Below are 19,986 nucleotides of genomic sequence, written 5' to 3' on the forward strand. Positions count from 1 at the left end.
TCATTTATTAAGCGATCACCATTTTTTGCGAAATCAACATTTTTGGATGCACAATACATTGATACTCCCCATTAGTAGACAGCTGTTGTGTATTTAATCCAATTAATACTTTGTTTACAACAATAGAACTACCTTCATGGTCAACTTGCACACTGTCAGGCTTAATTGCCCACAAAAATTGACTCTCTACTCCTACTGCACGGAAAGGAATTAAGCGTAATTTGGTCGCCCAACCAGAATCATTTTCTGGTATTTGAGGAATTTCTGTTTTGGAATAAATTTGTTCTGTTAACCAAGATGGTAAGCAATGTTCTAATGATGAAACATGCATAATCATAACAGGTGTTTTTGTTAATGGGTCATAAAGTTGGTTCCCACTGTCAATAAGACCTGCGAGTTCTAGTTCTTCTTCGGCTAATTGAATTTTTACTTTCACAATTTGATCATAGTGTATTTTCGTGACCTCTACGCTTTCAATACGCTTTTTAGAAAAATAATAAATTACTGGAAAACCAAAAATAACAAATAACCAACTAATTGGATCACCGTAAGAAATTGACTGAGATTGAACCAATCCATTTACCATTTCATTCGTTTGCAAAAAGAAATGAGTTCCAATTAATCCTCCGCCAACCATAAAGGTTACAAAGTAAAAAGTAAAAACAGTTTGTGCATAATTTCTAAATGTCGTAAACCCAAATGCTGTATACACAATAAGTAACGAGTACAGTAGTTTCATAATTGGATGTGTCATCATAGAAGCAAAAGGAGTAAAGGCAAAAATAACAATAGTTGAACCTATAAATGCCCCTAACACAAGCCTCCATCTTTTGATTTTCTTTTTTAACACGGTAGCTGTTAATAAAAGCAAAAGAAAATCAATGCAGGCGTTTAACAACCAAACAACGTCGGCGTAAACAACCAAACAATTCACCTCTTTTTTCAAGTTGAGACTAGTATAATGCATATCCAATAGGAAAGTGTGTCAATTTGCGGAGGTGTTTTTTTGTTATTTTGTGATTTCTAGACATAATCTGTCGGTAAAAAATAAAAGTACAAATTCATAGAATGATATACTCTTATTTTCACAAACAAAATATATTGAAATATACGAAATAAAAAAAGACCTGCTTAGCAGGTCTTTTCCATAAAAAATAAAAAGGAGCATGAAAGCTCCTTTTTTTATCGTCTACGACGGTTACGTAAAAATGCTGGAATATCGATATCATCTGAATCTGAATGACGCTCATGTACAACTGGCTCTTCACGCTTCATTTCACGTTTTACTTCACGCTGTTTTGAAGGTTGAGCTACTGGTTGTTGCTGTTGTTGCGTGTGGTTCGCATTCGGACGAATAATTGGTTTTGGTGGTTGAGTTGCAATGCTATCATCAAAACCAGTTGCAATTACAGTTACAACGATATCATCTTTTAATCCTTCGTTAATAACAGAACCGAAGATCATATTTACTTCTGGATCTGAAGCTGAAGCTACGATGTCTGCCGCTTCTTGTACTTCATATAAGCTTAAGTTAGCGCCACCCGTAATGTTCATGATAACACCTTGAGCTCCATCAATAGATGTTTCTAGTAATGGGCTAGAAATCGCTTTTTTCGCAGCTTCTGCAGCACGATTTTCCCCATTACCAGAACCAATACCCATTAAAGCAGAACCTCTATTAGACATAATTGTCTTTACGTCTGCAAAGTCTAAGTTAATTAAACCTGGCGTTGCAATTAAATCCGAAATACCTTGAACACCTTGACGTAATACGTTATCAGCTTCACGGAATGCTTCTAACATTGGCGTATTTTTATCAACAATCTCTAATAAGCGATCGTTTGGAATTACAATAAGAGTATCTACATTTTCTTTAAATGCTGCAATACCAGATGCTGCTTGCGTCGCACGCTTACGTCCTTCAAAAGTAAATGGACGTGTTACAACACCTACTGTTAAAGCACCTAATTCTTTTGCAACTTGAGCAACAACTGGAGCTGCACCAGTTCCAGTTCCACCGCCCATACCGGCAGTTACGAAGACCATATCCGCACCACGAAGTGCTTCTTGGATCTGTTCTTTACTTTCTTCTGCAGCTTTTTTCCCTACTTCAGGGTTTGCGCCTGCACCAAGTCCACGCGTTAATTTTCCACCAATTTGCATTTTTGTTTCAGCTTTTGATAGATTTAATGCTTGTGCATCAGTGTTCACAGCGATAAAGTCTACACCTTGTACACCGTGTTCAATCATACGGTTTACAGCATTGTTTCCGCCACCGCCGACACCGATAACTTTTATATTCGCTAATTGATCTTGAGTAGTATCAAACTCTAACATGTCGAAATCCCCCTAGAACCTCATTTTTCGTGTCCAATTTTAATCCCATAAATAACGGAATACACGTTTTACTTTTGACATCATGCGGTCATCATTTTGATTATTATTGTTTTGATTACGAGTTTTTTGTTTCGTGGGTTGCTGTTGTACCGGCGTTGGTGCTGGTGCTGGTACTGGTTCAAAATGCTCTTGCTTTTCCTGCACATTTTTCCCACGTAATTTAGCTTTTTGATAAGAATGTTTAATTAATCCAACTCCACTTGTATATTGGGGCTCACGCACACCAATATAATCAGGAGTTGCTACACGAACATTTTCATGTAAAATATCATATGCAAGATCAAGAACACCTGGCATAGAAGCAATTCCGCCAGTTAGTACATAACCAGAAGCCACTTGCTTTACTCCTAACTTACGCACTTCATCTTGAACAAACATTAAAATTTCCTCTACACGAGCCTCTATTATATCCGATAATTCCAACTGAGAATATTGTTCTGTTTGATCACTTCCCATAATAGGAACCGTAAACATCTCTTCTTCAGATGCTGTATCATAAAAAGCATGTCCATATTTCAACTTAATTTGATCTGCATTTTCTGTTGAAGTTTTCAACCCAATCGCAATATCTTTCGTTATATGGTCTCCACCTAATGGTAATACGCTTGTCGCTTGTAACTCTCCATCTTTAAAAATAGATAAAGTTGTAGATCCTCCCCCCATATCAACAAGGGCTACTCCTCTATTTTTTTCATCTGAAGATATTGCAACTGTTGCAGCCGCTAAAGGTTGAAGACAAATATCAACAATTTCAAGACCTGCTTTTTCTACACAACGAAGTAGGTTATGTAGTAAAGTTCTCGAGCCTGTAATAAGTGTACCTTCCATTTCTAATCTTACACCGATCATCCCGCGTGGATCGTTAATCTCGTCAAGACCGTCTACGATGAACTGTCGAGGTACCACATCAATAAACTCACGTTCTGGAGCAATTGACACAACTTGTGCTGCATCTAGAACGCGTAAGACATCTTCATTCCCGATTTCACGATCTTCATTTGAAACAGCGACTACTCCGTGACAAGGAAGTAGCTGTACCTGGTTTGCATTGACACCTACTACAACTTGCTCAATGTGGATTCCCACCATGCGCTCAGCTTGTTCAATTGCTTTTTTAATTGATCGAACAGTCTCGTCTATATCAACTATCGATCCCTTCTTTAAACCATTTGATTTTACATTTCCAACACCAATAATGTTTAAGCTGTCATTAACCATTTCACCAATGATGACTTTAACATTGGATGTACCGATGTCAAGACTAACATATATTTCATTGCTGTTCATTCTTTGGCACCTCCTTCTTTATTTATACCATACAACTCAATATATGGAACAACAATCGCAACTTTACTATTTATAAGAAAAATATTCAACGTCTTTATACGTTTCCCTTTTTTAACCCTATATTTTTCTTATTTTTATTTAGCATTCAATTAAGAATATCGCAGTAAACTATGAATAACTGCTTATCTTGAAATAATTCTATTTCGAGTGTAAAGTTTACCGCCAAGTATAAGTCTACACTAAGATGTACTCATAGAAAAGTGAAACTTGTACCAATACTAGTATGAATCTAAGAATTTTTACATATTTTTCATCAAATGAACCATTCTTCTAAATTCGTATACACATAATAGAACATTCGTTTCGTTTTTTCTGCTATAAGTAACGAAAACTACCATTCTATTCTTTTTTTTCTTCCGCACCTAATTCTTTCGTATATGCACCTACTTCTAAGTCAATTAATACCTTCTTACCTGGCTCAATTGTTTTTAAAATAAGCGGATAGGCTTCCATACGTTTTGCGAAATTTTGAATTGTAGTGCTCACTTCATAACCTTCATTCATATATAAAGTAAGATGATCTTCATTCGCATTCGTTGGTGAATAGCGAATCTCCGAAATAGATTTTAAAATAGCTGGTGTTAATTTTTCTAGTTCAGCGATTAACTCCTTCATTTTCTCTTCTTTAAAAGGTTCGAAAATCGGTGCTGCAACAGGAAGTTTTCCATTAGGTAGTACATCAAGCGTTTTTCCATTCTCTAATAACGGTTGTAATTTTCCCTCTTTATTTATATAACCAATCGTTAAATATTCTTCGATATGAATATCAATATTGTTTGGAAAACGTTTTTTTACATTTACTGCTTTAATTTCTTTTCGCTTCGTTAAGTTTTCTTCAGCTTTATGTGCTGTCACTCGGAAATAACTTGTATCATATGTCACGCCTGAATCCTTCATTACTTGTTCATCCGTCATATAGTGATTTCCAAACACACTAATCTTTTTTATATTACTAAGCGGAGACCGAAAATAAATTAAAAAGAGCACTAATAAAAATAAAATTGATATGTATAAAATCAATCGATGATTAACATTTTTTTTGTTTTTTTTCTTTTGATTTTTCAATTTTGGTACACGATCTTGTAGTTTAATCACTTTACTATTATTCATGTACGATCCCCCTATGTAACATAAAGAACGGCATGTTCCTCATGCCGTTCTTATCTTCTTATTATAACATAAATGATAATGAGCGGAACGAATAACCGTTATCTTCCAATGATTTCTACTTCTGTGTGCATATCTACATCAAATTTATCCTTAATTGTATGTTTTATTAATTCAATTAAAGACAATACATCTTGCGCTGAAGCTCCCCCAGTATTAACAATAAAATTGCCATGCATTTCAGAAATTTGAGCTCCACCAATCCTATAGCCACGAAGCCCTGCTTTTTCTACTAAATCTCCTGCAAAATGTGGGATTGGATTCCGAAATACACTTCCTGCACACGGGTGATTCCATGGTTGCGTTTCACGGCGGTAATCTTTATTATTTTGCATGCTACGTACAATTTCTTCACGTTTCCCCGCCTGTAATTGAAACACCGCCTCTAAAACAATACCAGGACGTTTCGTTTGCAATACAGATGCCCGATAAGAAAACTCCAATTCTTTATTCGTTAACCAGTCAATTGCACCGTCTTCAAACAGAATGAGAGCCTTCGATAATACACTCGATATATCCGATTTATGTGCACCTGCATTCATATATACTGCACCACCGACACTTCCTGGAATACCGCTTGCAAACTCCAATCCAGCTAACCCTTGACGACTAAGTAAAGTTGACAATTTAATAAGAGGATATCCACTACCAACTCTTACCTTATGTTTTTCGACCTCTAAGTGATCTAATCCTTCTCCTAAACGAATAACAACACCTTCTATGCCTTGATCAGATACAAGAAGGTTTGAACCGCGACCAATTACAGTCCACTTCGTTTTGTATTGCTTTACTAACTGTAATGTTTTTTCAATACCGGCTACATGCTTTGGCACAATTAAAATATCCGCTGGGCCACCTATTTTCATAGTTGTATAACGTGCTAACGGCTCGTTAGCCAAAACACGACCAACGTCTGCTTCTATAAGCTCATTTACTAATTGTTCCATAGACAATCTCCCCCATATTAAGTCTCCTTATGACAATAATATGCAGGGCGTTCACCTAACGTTATCCCTCTATTTACGGGCAGTACAGCTCCTAAATCAAAATTAGGTGATAACAAAGAAATTAGGCGGAATGAGGATACCAGTAAACATCCGATTAGTGAAAGGTAATAATCAAAGAGAGAGAATCACTCCCCACTGATTAAAGCCTCACTTTATTTTTTTACAAGTTTATTCATTACTTCATACAGCTTATTTGCTGCATCTGGAATACCTAGTTGCTTAGCAGCTAGCTTCATATTTTGTAATGTTTGTGCATCTAATAAAATCTCATCAATATCACGAATAAGCGTTTCAGCTGTTAAATCTTTTTCAAGTAACATTTTTGCCGCTCCTTTATCAACAACTGAACGTGCATTCTTTTCCTGATGATTATTTGTTACATACGGACTCGGTATTAACACACTTGGTTTTCCTAACGCTGTTAATTCTGCAAGTGTTGTTGCCCCAGCCCTTGAAACAACAAGGTCTACACCAGTTAGTACCTCTGGCATATTATGAATGAACGGCTTAATAATAACATTGCTTGGGTTCCCTTTTTGCTTCACGGCTTCCATCACTTTGTCATAATGTACTTCACCTGTTACATATAGTATTTCGTAGCTTTTGTTCCCAAACTGTTCAATTGCTTCAACGAAGGCATCGTTAATCGGTCTAGCCCCACGACTTCCACCAAATATAAGTACAGACTTTTTAGGAAGAGAAAGCCCAACTGAACGTTTCCCCTTCATTCCATTTTGTTCCATTACCTCTGATGCTCGTGGATTACCTGTCATTACCACTTTTGACTCCGGAAAATGCTCTATAGCTGCTTCAAAACAAACAGCAACTTTATCAACATAACGGCTTAAAAACTTGTTCGTTACACCTGGTACACTATTTTGTTCATGTACAATAGTTGGAATACCTAATTTGGCTGCAGCGTATACAACTGGTCCACATACATATCCACCCGTTCCAATTACGATATCCGGATTAAAACGACGAATATATCGTTTACTATCCTGTACACCTTTTAGAAAACGCATTACTGTTTTCACATTATCTAATGATATTTTTCGTTTAAATCCACTTATAACAATAGATTGAAATGGTATACCTGCTTTTGGAACGATTGTACTCTCTAGTCCATTTTCCGTACCAATATATAAAAATCTTGCTTCTGGATTTAACTTTTTTATTTCTCTAATTAAAGCAAGAGCTGGATAAATATGACCACCAGTACCCCCACCACTCACTAATACACGCACTACTAACTCCTCCGCTTCTCTTTTCTTATTTCCATTATATTTATTTCTATATACATATTGCATTTTTACACACATACGAAAAACCCTGTCTTATAAACAGGGTTTAGTAGCGAGAATGGCGACTTATATTTAATAATACACCTACTGCCATTAACATTAATGTCAAACTTGATCCACCATAACTTAAAAACGGCAAGGTAATACCCGTAACAGGCATTAGTCCTGTTACAACACCAACATTAATCATTACTTGAATCGCAATCATCGCCACAATACCTACTGCTAAAAACGTACCATATAAATCTGGCGCTCCTAATGCGATACGAATCCCGCGCCATAATAATAGACTAAATAATAATAACACAAATGAACCACCAATAAAACCTAATTCCTCGGATAAGATTGCAAATATAAAGTCAGTTTGTGGTTCAGGTAAATAAAGAAATTTTTGTCTACTTTGTCCAAGTCCAAGCCCAAATAATCCACCAGGTCCAATTGCAAGTAATGATTGGATAATTTGAAATCCACTCCCGAGCGGATCTGACCACGGATCTAAATATGATGTAATGCGTTTCATTCGATACGGTGCTGATGCAATTAACCCTACAAATCCTGCTACACCAATCAAACCAAACATTGCAAAGTGAAAAACTCTCGCTCCCGAAATGAATATCATAATGATACATGTCCCAACCATTACCGTTCCTGTCCCAAGGTCTGGCTGTAACATAATCATCCCAAAAGCAAGAAACACAAAACTAAGAGCCGGTAATAAACCACGTTTAAAAGATGTAATCAATTTTTGCCGTTCTGCTAAAAACTTTGCCAAGAAAATAATCATCGCAAACTTCATAAATTCTGACGGCTGAATCGAAAATGCCCCGATTCCAATCCAACTTCGTGCTCCTCCTCGAACAAGACCTACTCCAGGAATAAGAACGAGAATAAGAAGAATGAAGCAAACTAGCAAAATCACTTTTGAATACGTACGCCACACCCAATAATCAATTTTCATAATAAAAAACATAGCTACTACACCAAGACCCGCAAACAGTAATTGTCTTTTTGCAAAAAAGAATGAGTCCCCCATTTTATAAGAGGCCCAAACTGCACTCGCACTATAAACCATAATCATTCCGATTGTCAACAATGAAAGTGTTACGATGATGAGAATAAAATCAGGCGTTTTCTTCATTACCCACAAACACCACCTCTTTAGGCAGAACCTTTTGCCCTATGTAACAAAACATCAGTAGGTGTTAGCCTACTGATGTTTTGATTTACTTTATATAAGTTTATGCACAGCTTGTATAAAAATGTCTCCTCTTTCTTCAAATGTTTTAAATTGATCCCAGCTTGCACACGCTGGAGAAAGAAGAACGACATCACCATCTTTAGAATGAGCATAAGCTTTCACCACTGCTTCATCTAAAGTATCGACACTTTCAATTATATCTAATCCCGCTTTTTCTGCCGCTCTTACTAGTTTAGGAGCTGTTTGTCCAAATGTTACAATCGCTTTTACATTTTTGAAATACGGAATTAAATCATCGAATTCATTTCCGCGATCAAGCCCACCTGCTAGTAACACAATCGGTTGTGTAAACGCAGATAGTGCTTTCTCAGTCGCTAACATATTCGTTGCTTTTGAATCATTATAAAACTTACGGTTGTTAATCGTTGTTACATATTCTAAACGATGTTTTACACCCGTAAAACGTTTTAACACGACCGTAATTGCTTCATTAGAAGTACCTAATAATTTCGCAATACTCATCGCAGCTAAAATATTTTCTAGATTATGTTGACCAGGTAAAACGATATCGCTTACTTCAATAACTTTTTCACCTTTGAAATAAAGAGCGTTATCTTTTATACACGCACCATCTTCAATTTCTTTCGTTGTCGAAAACAGGATTTTTTGACCTTTAGAATACGCAGACAAAGCCATCACATCTGCATCATCCGCATTTATTACACTATAATCATTTTCTGTTTGGTTTTTAAAAATATTTGCTTTTGCTAAACCATATTCTTTCTTCGTCCCATGATAGTCTAAGTGGGCCTCAAATAAATTTAAAAACGCAGCAATTTTAGGTTGGAACAATTCTACTCCCATCAATTGAAACGATGAAAGTTCTGTAACTACAACTTCATTTTCTTTTGCATCCTGTGCTACTTCACACGCTACAGTTCCAATGTTCCCTGCAATTACAGGATGCTTTTGTCCTTCTTTTAGCATTTCAAATGTCAGCATTGTCGTCGTCGTTTTACCGTTAGACCCCGTAATCCCAACAAATGGTGCTTCTGAAATACGATATGCTAATTCAACTTCCGTAACAATCGGAATTTGCTTTTCTATCGCAGCAACTAATATTGGATTAGAATACGGGATTCCTGGATTTTTTACTACAAGAGAAATATTTCTCTCTAATAATTCTAAAGGATGACCACCGCATACAACGTCCATTCCTTTTGCTTGTAATTCTGCAGCAAGTACATTCTCTGCTAAAGGCTTTCCGTCATTTACAATAACATTTGCCCCTAACTTTTGTAACAATGTAGCTGCTGCATAACCACTTTTTGCAATGCCCAATACAAGAATATTCTTATTTTGAAATTCAGTTACAGTTTTCAATTACATCCACACCCCGATATAAATTCCTAACACAGCTAATAAAAATCCTGCAGACCAAAACGTCACAACAACACGCCACTCTGACCAACCACATAATTCATAGTGATGGTGTAATGGACTCATTTTAAAGACACGTTTTCCTGTTGTTTTAAATGAAATGACCTGAATGATAACCGATAAAGTTTCCATTACGAATACTCCGCCAATAATTACAAGTAGCAATTCTTGTTTTAATAAAATCGCTACAGCTGCAATGGCTCCACCTAAAGCTAATGAACCTGTATCTCCCATAAACACTTTTGCTGGATTCGCATTGAATACTAAAAATCCAAGTACAGCTCCTACAACTGCCATACAGAATATCGCTACTCCAAATTGCTCTTGTGCCACAGCAATAATACTAAATGCTCCAAATGCAATAGCAGCTGTTCCTGATAATAAACCATCTAAACCGTCAGTTAAGTTAACTGCATTTGATCCACCAATAAGCATAAATAGTACAAGTACGAAATACGCCCAACCTAATTCAAACTTAACATCCGTTCCCGGAATCATGATGTATGTGTGGAACGCTTGCCCTTTTCCAATTAAAAAGAATGCAATAGCAATAACAAGCTGACCTACTAATTTTTGCTTTGATGTTAAACCAAGATTTCTCTTCTTAACTACCTTTATGTAGTCATCTAAAAATCCAATCAATCCGTAACCAAACGTCACTAATAGTAATAACGAAACCTCTGCACCTAAATAATTAAACTTAATCGCCATAATAAGTGAAGTTACCATCATAGATACGTATATGACGATACCACCCATTGTCGGTGTCCCTGATTTTTTTTGATGTGACTTTGGTCCCTCATCACGAATACTCTGTCCGAACTTTAATTTTCTTAAAAATGGAATAAACAATGGCGAAAGGGCAACAGAAATTAAGAATGCTACCCCAGCCGTTACTAATAAACCTTGCTCAAGCACATGTAGTCCTCCTCTCACGTTGTTACTCTTCGTTGTTTAAACGCCCTGTAATTGCTTCTTTAGCAACTTCACGATCATCGAAATGATGAACTTCTTTACCAATAATTTGGTACGTTTCATGCCCCTTACCAGCAATAATAATGATATCATCTGCTTTCGCTTTAGCGATTGCATGGTGTATTGCTTCTTTTCTATCAATGATCATTTCATAATTTTTCCCGCTTGCACCATGTACCATATCATCTAAAATAGCCGCTGGATCTTCACTTCTTGGATTATCTGATGTATAAATTGCATGAGTTGCATATTTTGTTGCAACACTTGCCATTATCGGTCTCTTCGTTCGGTCCCTATCGCCACCACAACCAACGATACAATACACATCACCTTTTGCAAATTGTTTTGCAGTTTTTAATACATTTTCTAAACTATCTGGCGTATGTGCGTAATCAACAATAACTGTATAATTTTGCCCTCCATCAACAACTTCAAAACGTCCTGGAACCCCAGCTAAATCCTTTATAACAGCAATGATTGTTTCTAATTTCACACCCGAAACAAGTCCTGCTGCTGTTGCTGCAAGTACGTTATATACATTAAATTTACCTATTAATTTCATCGTAACATTTACACTTTCATATGGTGTGACAAGCGTAAATGTAGTCCCGCCACTCGTCATAACGATATTTTTTGCCATAATATCACTTGTTGTATCAATACCATATGTTACAACTGTTGCTGCAGTACTTCTCATATACTCTTCTGTTACATTATCATCGCTATTCAGCACAGCGTACTTTTCACGATTATGATTATAACTATTGCCAAGCTGTGCAAATAGTAACCCTTTTGCATGTTTATATTCTTCCATCGTTTTATGATAGTCTAAATGATCTTGTGTTAAATTCGTAAACACCGCTACATCGTAATCACATCCGTGTACACGACCAAGATCTAACGCATGTGACGAAACTTCCATTACCGTGCTGTCCACACCTTGTTCAACCATTTTTGAAAACGTCTGTTGAAGTGTTAGTGCATCTGGTGTTGTATTTTTCACCTCAAATGTTTCATCACCGATTTTCATATTAATCGTTCCAATTAGCCCTGTTTTATGACCATGTGCTCGCATAATCTCATCCATAATATGCGATGTTGTTGTCTTTCCATTTGTACCTGTAATTCCGATTAAATGTAACTTGTGTGTCGGTTGACCATAAAAATAATCAGCTAAAACCGCTAACGAACGAAAAGTATTTTTCACAAGTACAACTGGAACGTCAACATCAATTGGTCTTTCCGCAACAATAGCAGCCGCTCCTTGTGCCGCTGCTTGCTTAGCAAAATCATGGCTATCAACCGTATATCCTTTCATACATACAAATAAGCTTCCCTCTTTCACTTTACGTGAATCAGCTTCTATAGATGTGATTTCTGGATTTTCTTTTGGAACAACTGGAAAATCATGCAAACATGATACAAGTGTATGCAACTTCATTTCACTAAACCCTCTCTACATTGTTTATTTATCTTTTTTCAGTAAGCAACACATTACCTCCTATATAAGGAGGTAAGTGCTACTGACCTATTTATGAATGAGACACTTACTGTCTCAAATTAAGTAACTGTTCTATAAAGAACTCACTTCCACCAATTGTACCATAAAACGTACTATGTTACCTTTAATTCCCGAAGTAAATTCTAATTTTTGAGCCTTCTTTTACTTTAGCTCCCGCTTCTGGTGATTGTTTAATTACTTTCTCTCCATCTCCACTTATATCAAGCTTCAAATCGACGAGTTGTGTTTGTAAGTCTTTCTTTTTCATTCCAATTAAATTCGGAACTTCCACAGTTGGTGTATCGCCCCATTTATATTCTTTCTCAACTTGTTCTTTTCTCGGTTTCACTCCCATAACAGGAAGCGCATCTCGAAGGATATTCCCGACAATCGGAGCTGCTACCACTCCACCAAACTGTGTAACCCCTTTTGGATTATCAACAGCAACATACACAACAATCTCTGGATCATCCGCTGGAGCAAATCCGATAAAAGATACTATATAATTATTCTCTAAATATTTACCATCTTTCACCTTTTGAGCAGTACCCGTTTTTCCACCTACACGATATCCATCAATATAAGCACCTTTACCAGAACCTTTCGCTACAACATTCTCTAATGCATAACGAACTTTTTCTGAAGTTTCCTTGGAAATAACTTTTCTTTTCTCAACAGGTGTCTTTTTACTAACAACTTGATTATTTTTCGGATCAATAAACTCCTTAGCTATATACGGCTGATACAATGTTCCACCATTTACAGCCGCCGCTACAGCTGCTACTTGTTGAATCGGTGTAACAGAAACCCCTTGGCCGAATGAAGTTGTTGCTTGCTCTACTGGACCAACTTTATCTAAATTAAATAAAATCCCACTGCCTTCACCTTGCAAGTCAATTCCAGTCTTCTGCCCAAAACCAAAATTACGAATGTATTTAAATAATCGGTCTTTACCAAGGCGATCACCAAGTTCAATAAATCCCGGGTTACATGAGTTTTGAACGACTTCTAAAAACGTTTGACTGCCATGACCTCCTGCTTTCCAGCATTTCAATCTAGCTCCACCTACTTCAGCTGCTCCATCATCATAAAACGTATCCTTCTCTAAGTCTACTAAATTTTCATTCAATGCTGCAGCTAATGTAATGATCTTAAATGTTGAACCAGGCTCATACGTACTCCATACAGGTAGATTTCTGTTATACACTTCTGGAGAGACACTTTGAAAATCCGCTGGGTCAAAACTCGGTCGACTAGACATACCTAAAATTTCACCATTTTTAGGATTCATTGCAATCGCAATCATACCGTCAGGATTATAAGTTGACTCCGCAATATTCATTTCTCTTTCCATAATCCTTGTAATACGCGCATCGATTGTTAATCCTAAATTTAAACCAGCTTCTGGCTTTTTGAAATCATCACCAACATTAGGCATCCTTTGTCCTTTCGCATCTGCAAAAAAACGCACATGACCTTTGTCCCCATTTAGCTCTTTATCATAATATTTTTCTAGTCCCATAAGACCTTGGTTATCGCTACCTGCAAAACCTAATACATGTGATAAAAAGTTTCCAAATGGATAGTACCGGATAGAATCCTCTGCGATATACACGCCCTTCAAACTTAATCCTCGTACTTCTTTCGCTTTGTCATGTGATATTTTCCTTCCGCCTTTATCTAACCTTACAATCGATTCTTTTTTTGTAATCCTTTTATAAATCTCATCTTTTTCCACACCTAATACTGCAGCTAACTTCTCTGCAGTCTCTGCTGGTTTTTCAATTTGCCTCGGTACAACAAAGACAGTTGGAGCACTTTTATTCGTGGCAAGTTCCACACCATTTCGGTCTAAAATTTTCCCACGTTCGGGTTCAAAAGTAATATTACGACTCCATGAATCTTTCGCACGATCCGTTAACATATTCCCAAGAAAAAATTGCACATATCCAAGACGAATATCGATAATAGTGAAAATAAGTATACCTGATATAAGTATAAAAATAAGTCGTTTTCTAACTGTTACATTTGATACACGCATATCGGAACAAGCCTCCCTTACGCCTAGCTTGTTCCAATATATGCTTGTACTTATTTAATTAGAACTTATTCTCTTTTACCATTACGGCTTTTCTGCTTCTTGCTGTGGTTCGAGTGGCGGTACGAGTGTGACACCTAATTCTGTACCAGGTTGTAATAATGTTCCTTCCGCCACACTTTGTTCTGTTACGTATCCTGTACCAGAAGGTTTCAAGTTAAGCTGTAATGTCTTCGCTAAATTCATAACATCACGCAGTGCCCATCCTTGTATATTTGGCATTGTAGGCTTATCTCCTACCAAGAAGACTCGGTCGCCTTTTAATGTTTGTTCAGTCGCTTTTGGTACTTGTTGCTGTACTTTCCCTTCACCTAGTACGATTGGACGAAGTTTTGCTTTATCAATCGTTTTCCCCGCTTCAGCCATCGTTTTACCAGTTACATCTGGAACAGTAGTTTGTTGTTCTTTCAGATGTTTTTTCGGATCTTTCACTTCATTTGGCTTAATCTTTAAATACTCTAAACTATTTTTTGTTACATATTTAAAAATATCAGCTAAAGGTTGTGCGCCGTTCTCATCATCTTTTAATTTCGGCTGTTTAACAGCTACATACACGACAAGTTGTGGATCGTCCATTGGTGCCATACCTAAGAATGAGAATATATAATTCTGTCTTCCTGTCATATAGCCGCCTTTTCCATCCGGAATTTGCGCTGTACCTGTTTTACCACCAACTGAATATCCATCAATTTTATAAGCTGTCCCTGTACCTTTCGGAGATGTAACAACACGTTCTAATAACTGTCTTACTTGCGCTGCTGTTTCCTTTGTAACAGGTTTTCCTACTTCTTCTGGCTTATGTTCTAATTTTACTTTGTCTGTTATCGGATCTACAATTTTATCAATTGCATAAGGTTTCATCATTTTCCCATCATTTGCAATGGCCGTTGCAGCTTGTACAAGCTGAATTGGTGTTACAGTGGAACCTTGTCCAAAAGCTGTTGTCACTTGTTGTATTTGCTGATCAAATAAAATTGTATTCGATCCTTCACCTGATAAATCAATGTTCGTTTTTTCATCTAATCCAAAACTATGAATATATTTTCGGAAACGTTCTGGACCAAGTTTTTGATCTCCTAAAATTGCAAACGCTACGTTTGAAGAACGCTCTACCCCTTCATCAAACGTGATAGAGCCCCAACCAGCACCGCCATTATGATCTTTTATTTTCCTATTTCCGACTTGATATGTCCCGGATTGATAATAATCTTGTCCTTTGTACACACCTTCATTAATAGCTGCCGCTAACGTAAAAATTTTCATTGTTGATCCAGGTTCAAATGCATTGGCAATCGCGTCATTGAAGAAATATTTAATTTGGCGATCATTAGGGTCATAACTAGGTTTAGTAGACATCGCTAATATTTTCCCAGTTTTCGGATCTGCAACAATCCCTATTAAACTTTCTGGCTCATATTGCTTACTTGCTGCTTTCATCGCGTCTTCTAAATAACTTTGGACACGTTGATCAATTGTTAAATAAGCATTATCTCCATTTTTAGGTGCCTTTACATTAACTTTTCCCCCATCAAGGGACACACCTTTACGATCACCTGTATATGCTACTTCTCCGTTCGAAGCACTTAAGTATTTATCCAAGCTTTTTTCTATGCCAAATTGACCTACCGAGGTTCCATTCTCATTTGGTTTTGCATGACCTATAACGTAAGATGCAAAATCACCGTTTGGATACACCCTTGCATTTTCTGTAATAAAAGATATTCCCGGCAACTTCAACGCTTCTATTTGTTCCTTCTTTTCTTTCGTCAAATCCTTGCCTAACGTTCCAAATTCGACTTGACTTCTACCTTCCTTGTTTAAAGAAGCTAAAATATCCTCTTCGCCTTTTCCAAGTACTCCTGCAATTTTCTTTGCAGTATCTTCTTTATTCTCAACTGAGTTAGCACCTTTTAGTGCAGCTACCATTTTGTAAGAGTTTGCGTCTTGCGCTAACACATGACCGTTTTGATCATAAATGGTTCCTCGGTTCGCTTCAAGAACTCCTTTTTTACTATGCTTTTGTTTAGCAAGTGCATCTAAATCCTGATTATGAACGGTTCCTGTTGATTGTATGTAAAAAAATCGGGCTAATAACAGCAAAAAGAGCAGGAGGAAAAATATCATAAAATAACCTGCTCCCTTATTGGTATGAAATTTAGTCATATTCTTCTTCATCGTTCCTTCACACCTATTGCCTTATTTGAGGCCTTTCACATTATTCGCATTAATTTCTAGCCCATGTTTTTTTGCAACTTCAGCGATTCGTTCATAGCGACTTAACTTCTCTACTTCAGCTTGTAATTCTTGATTTTCTTTTTGCTGCTGTACAATTTTTTCTTCTATCGTCGCTGCTTCTACATTAACTTGATAAAGGCCTGCTTTATTTCCAATAAACGCGACACAGGCATACAATAAAAAGCCAATAAACGCTACATACAACAGTTTTTCGATTCTTGTAATTTTCGCTTTAACCTTCGGCTTAGCCATCTGCTGTGGGGGCGTTTGAATTTGCACCTCTTCTTGCGCTTGTTGTTTGTACTTTACAGCTAAATTAGTCATACCTCTCTCTCCCTTTTATCGTTTTTCAGCGATTCTCAACTTCGCAGAACGCGCACGATTATTTTCTTCTAGCTCTATATCAGAAGGTAAAATCGGTTTTCTTGTAATAAGCTTTAATTTCGGCTTAAATTCATCAGGAATAATCGGTAATCCTGGCGGCAATTGTGGCGTTGTACTATTTCGCTTAAACGTTGTTTTACAAATACGATCTTCTAATGAATGGAATGTTATAACACTAACCCTTCCACCTGGCTTAACCATCTCAATAGCAGATTCCAATGCTTCTTCAAATACTTTTAATTCATCGTTTACAGCTATACGAATTGCCTGAAACACTCGCTTAGCAGGATGCCCACCCGTTCTACGAGCAGGAGCCGGAATACCTTCTTTAATTAGCTCTACTAATTCTCCTGTCGTTTCAATAGCTTTATTCTCACGATAAGCTTCAATTTTTCTTGCAATTTGTTTTGAAAATTTCTCTTCACCGTATTGGAAGAAAATCCTTACAAGTTGTTCATATGACCAGCTATTTACAACATCGTACGCTGTTAATGGGGCATCTTGATCCATCCGCATATCTAGCGGTGCATCATGATGATAACTAAAGCCTCGTTCTGGTGTATCTAATTGTGGGGATGAAACACCTAAATCAAATAAAATACCGTCTACTTCTGTTATACCTATTTCCTGCAGTTTTTCAGCTAAATAACGGAAGTTACTCTTTACTGTTATAAACTGTTCACCGTATGAAGAGAACTTTTCTTTCGCGTTTTGAATCGCTATCTCATCTTGATCAAACGCTATTAATTTTCCACCTTCAGTTAATTGGGATAATAAATAAGAACTATGTCCTCCTCCCCCCAGTGTACAATCTACATATGTACCATCTGGCTTTATATCTAAGCCGTCTACTGTTTCCTTTAAAAGCACTGTTACGTGTTTAAACATTGTTGCACCTACTCTTTTTCCAATTAATTATGTTGAATGTATCCCTTCCTCTAAACACATATTTCACGCTTAGAGAATGAAATAATACGAAAGAACGACTCATTTAACTTACCAACAAAGGCAACATACTATACAAATCGCTATTTTCTTTTATTATATACTAAATTTTATCATCTTTTGCGGGAATTTAAATAAAAAACTGTCGAAAAAGCGAATAATACGTTTACATTTTGTGCTATTTTGTCATATATTTAAGTATCCAACACAATTGCCATATTTAACACTTTTTGATTGATAATTCAGAAAAAAATCACTTCACAGTAAATTCAACGGAATAAAAATAAAATCCTGCTCCAAAGAGCAAGATTTTATAGTTTTATAACATGATGTTTTCCGTCCCAAGAAAAAGGGTTTTCCATTACACGATCAACGAAATCCAAACCAAACTGATTTAAATAATAACATACATTCCACACACGTTCTTGCGGTGCACCTAATGGACGAAGTGCGAATTGTATACGGCGGAATTTATTTAGCTGAACCTCATACTTTTTCTCAACATTTCTTTTCAACATTCTTTCCAGCAGTTCAATTTGTTCATTAATTTTCAATTCGTTTTTCCCTGCAAACGCACCTAACCCTGGCTCTATTTTCTTTACAAATTGCTGTAAAGATGTATGAATATCGGCAATTTCTTTTTTCGCCTTTTCAAAATGATCATCAATCGGTTCCTCTATTTGATTAGACAACCAGTTTTCACGCAATTTATCGACATCATTTAAAAACGGATCACTTTCTCTCAATTGCAAATCAAATAAATCCGTCGCTATATCTCTCTCCACATAAGTAATTGTAAGACGAGGAACGACAGGTGGCATTTGAAAACCGACAGTATGGAATACTTGTTGTAATTCACTCCAATAAGCTAATTCTCCTGGACCTCCAATAAATGCGAGCGTAGGAAATACATACTCTTGCATAAGAGGACGTGTTACAACATTATTACTAAAACGTGCCGGATTTCTCTCCATCTCTTCAATCAACTCTTCGTATGAAAAGGAATGCACCCCATCCTTTCCAACAAACTTACCTTGTTGATCTTCAAGCAATACTCGTTCATTATCTATTTCCATGAATATATGCACTGCATGAGACTTCGTTTCAATAATCGGTTTGTATCCTAGTTCTTTAATTACTTCTTGCTGATTACGAAGCCCCTCTTGTACCTCTTTATACTTACTTATAATTCGCTTGAAAAATGGAATTTCTAACTTTCTTAATTCAGGATGATGTGAATCAACAAGGATTAAACCAGAATTAGCAAAGATTTTCGTAATAAGATGAGCAAAGAAATCTACATACGTATTCGATTTTTTCAAAGCATCATCAACAAATTTTAATACATCCTTTGTAAAATTTGTTTCTGGGTATGTTTTAAAAATCTCTTCAATCCAATTTCTACAATCTTCAACAGAAAGTTCAGACTCAGAAGCACTCGCCTTTTTCGGATTACGGTCATAAAAAATAGTTTTTTTCATCTTTTTATTTTTCGCTACAAAAGTATGGTTAATCTCATCCATATCATGGTCTTCACCCGCAATCCAGAAGACAGGGACAACTTTAACTCCTAAACTTTCTTCCTTTTCCTTTGCAAGCTGTAAAATTGAAATAACTTTATGAATTGTATAAAGCGGTCCAGTTAATAACCCTGCTTGTTGTCCAGCTATAACAACATATGTATTTTCATCTCCAAGCGCTTTTACATTTTGAAGTGTAGATTCTCCCGCTTGTAATTTTGTATTATATTCTAATAAATGCGCTACTAAATCTTGGCGGAAAAACTCCCTTTCACGCAAATCATGTAAACGTTGTTTAAAAGCATCTTCTGTTAACATATAATCAAAACATGACTGTATCTCTTTTTTACCGTTCATATAGTCCGCTACAACACCTTGTTGCGGAACAGAGATTTCTTTTATCTCCATATAATTCTTCCTTTCGTATCCAGTTCTCTCACCAATCCACATTGTAGTCAATGTTTCACG

15 protein-coding genes are annotated in these 19,986 nt (G+C 36.5%); all 15 read right to left on the reverse strand.

Annotated features, from left to right (window positions below; all coding sequences use genetic code 11):
- Positions 1-7: 7 nt before the first annotated feature.
- On the reverse strand, positions 8-925 hold the full coding sequence (spoIIGA, locus tag ACTFN4_RS01855; RefSeq protein WP_000261975.1) for a sigma-E processing peptidase SpoIIGA: 918 nt from the start codon (positions 923-925) through the stop codon (positions 8-10).
- A gap of 257 nt (positions 926-1,182) precedes the next feature.
- Positions 1,183-2,337 (reverse strand): cell division protein FtsZ, encoded by a 1,155-nt coding sequence (gene ftsZ / locus ACTFN4_RS01860; protein ID WP_000888984.1) that lies wholly within the window; start codon positions 2,335-2,337, stop codon positions 1,183-1,185.
- 39 nt (positions 2,338-2,376) lie between these two features.
- The gene (gene ftsA / locus ACTFN4_RS01865; protein WP_001087558.1) at positions 2,377-3,684 is read right to left on the reverse strand and encodes a cell division protein FtsA; all 1,308 of its coding nucleotides are present in this window, start codon (positions 3,682-3,684) and stop codon (positions 2,377-2,379) included.
- Positions 3,685-4,083: 399 nt separating this feature from the next.
- Positions 4,084-4,854 (reverse strand): cell division protein DivIB, encoded by a 771-nt coding sequence (divIB, locus tag ACTFN4_RS01870; protein ID WP_001065793.1) that lies wholly within the window; start codon positions 4,852-4,854, stop codon positions 4,084-4,086.
- A gap of 98 nt (positions 4,855-4,952) precedes the next feature.
- The gene (gene murB / locus ACTFN4_RS01875; RefSeq protein WP_000437018.1) at positions 4,953-5,858 is read right to left on the reverse strand and encodes a UDP-N-acetylmuramate dehydrogenase; all 906 of its coding nucleotides are present in this window, start codon (positions 5,856-5,858) and stop codon (positions 4,953-4,955) included.
- Positions 5,859-6,070: 212 nt separating this feature from the next.
- Positions 6,071-7,165 (reverse strand): undecaprenyldiphospho-muramoylpentapeptide beta-N-acetylglucosaminyltransferase, encoded by a 1,095-nt coding sequence (gene murG, locus ACTFN4_RS01880; protein ID WP_025689214.1) that lies wholly within the window; start codon positions 7,163-7,165, stop codon positions 6,071-6,073.
- A 103-nt stretch (positions 7,166-7,268) separates the two neighbouring features.
- Complete coding sequence (spoVE, locus tag ACTFN4_RS01885) at positions 7,269-8,360, reverse strand: stage V sporulation protein E (RefSeq protein ID WP_000753520.1); 1,092 nt, start codon at positions 8,358-8,360, stop codon at positions 7,269-7,271.
- Positions 8,361-8,450: 90 nt separating this feature from the next.
- Entirely contained in the window at positions 8,451-9,803 is a 1,353-nt protein-coding gene (gene murD / locus ACTFN4_RS01890) for a UDP-N-acetylmuramoyl-L-alanine--D-glutamate ligase (RefSeq protein WP_000860111.1), read from the reverse strand.
- Positions 9,804-10,778: a phospho-N-acetylmuramoyl-pentapeptide-transferase gene (mraY, locus tag ACTFN4_RS01895; RefSeq protein WP_000893060.1), complete on the reverse strand. Its 975-nt coding sequence runs from the start codon at positions 10,776-10,778 to the stop codon at positions 9,804-9,806.
- Positions 10,779-10,800: 22 nt separating this feature from the next.
- On the reverse strand, positions 10,801-12,276 hold the full coding sequence (murE, locus tag ACTFN4_RS01900) for a UDP-N-acetylmuramoyl-L-alanyl-D-glutamate--2,6-diaminopimelate ligase (RefSeq protein WP_000766313.1): 1,476 nt from the start codon (positions 12,274-12,276) through the stop codon (positions 10,801-10,803).
- 184 nt (positions 12,277-12,460) lie between these two features.
- Positions 12,461-14,377, reverse strand: coding sequence for a stage V sporulation protein D (locus ACTFN4_RS01905; protein ID WP_001266234.1), 1,917 nt, complete (start codon positions 14,375-14,377; stop codon positions 12,461-12,463).
- An 81-nt stretch (positions 14,378-14,458) separates the two neighbouring features.
- A complete protein-coding gene (locus tag ACTFN4_RS01910) occupies positions 14,459-16,609 on the reverse strand; it encodes a penicillin-binding protein (RefSeq protein WP_439962042.1) in 2,151 nt (716 codons plus the stop codon).
- 21 nt (positions 16,610-16,630) lie between these two features.
- The gene (gene ftsL / locus ACTFN4_RS01915; RefSeq protein ID WP_000182804.1) at positions 16,631-16,993 is read right to left on the reverse strand and encodes a cell division protein FtsL; all 363 of its coding nucleotides are present in this window, start codon (positions 16,991-16,993) and stop codon (positions 16,631-16,633) included.
- 15 nt (positions 16,994-17,008) lie between these two features.
- The gene (rsmH, locus tag ACTFN4_RS01920) at positions 17,009-17,941 is read right to left on the reverse strand and encodes a 16S rRNA (cytosine(1402)-N(4))-methyltransferase RsmH (protein ID WP_000472508.1); all 933 of its coding nucleotides are present in this window, start codon (positions 17,939-17,941) and stop codon (positions 17,009-17,011) included.
- 368 nt (positions 17,942-18,309) lie between these two features.
- Complete coding sequence (gene bshC / locus ACTFN4_RS01925; protein WP_427259663.1) at positions 18,310-19,926, reverse strand: bacillithiol biosynthesis cysteine-adding enzyme BshC; 1,617 nt, start codon at positions 19,924-19,926, stop codon at positions 18,310-18,312.
- Positions 19,927-19,986 lie beyond the last annotated feature (60 nt).

This window comes from Bacillus cereus group sp. MYBK95-2, assembly GCF_051915225.1.
Lineage (GTDB): Bacteria > Bacillota > Bacilli > Bacillales > Bacillaceae_G > Bacillus_A > Bacillus_A cereus.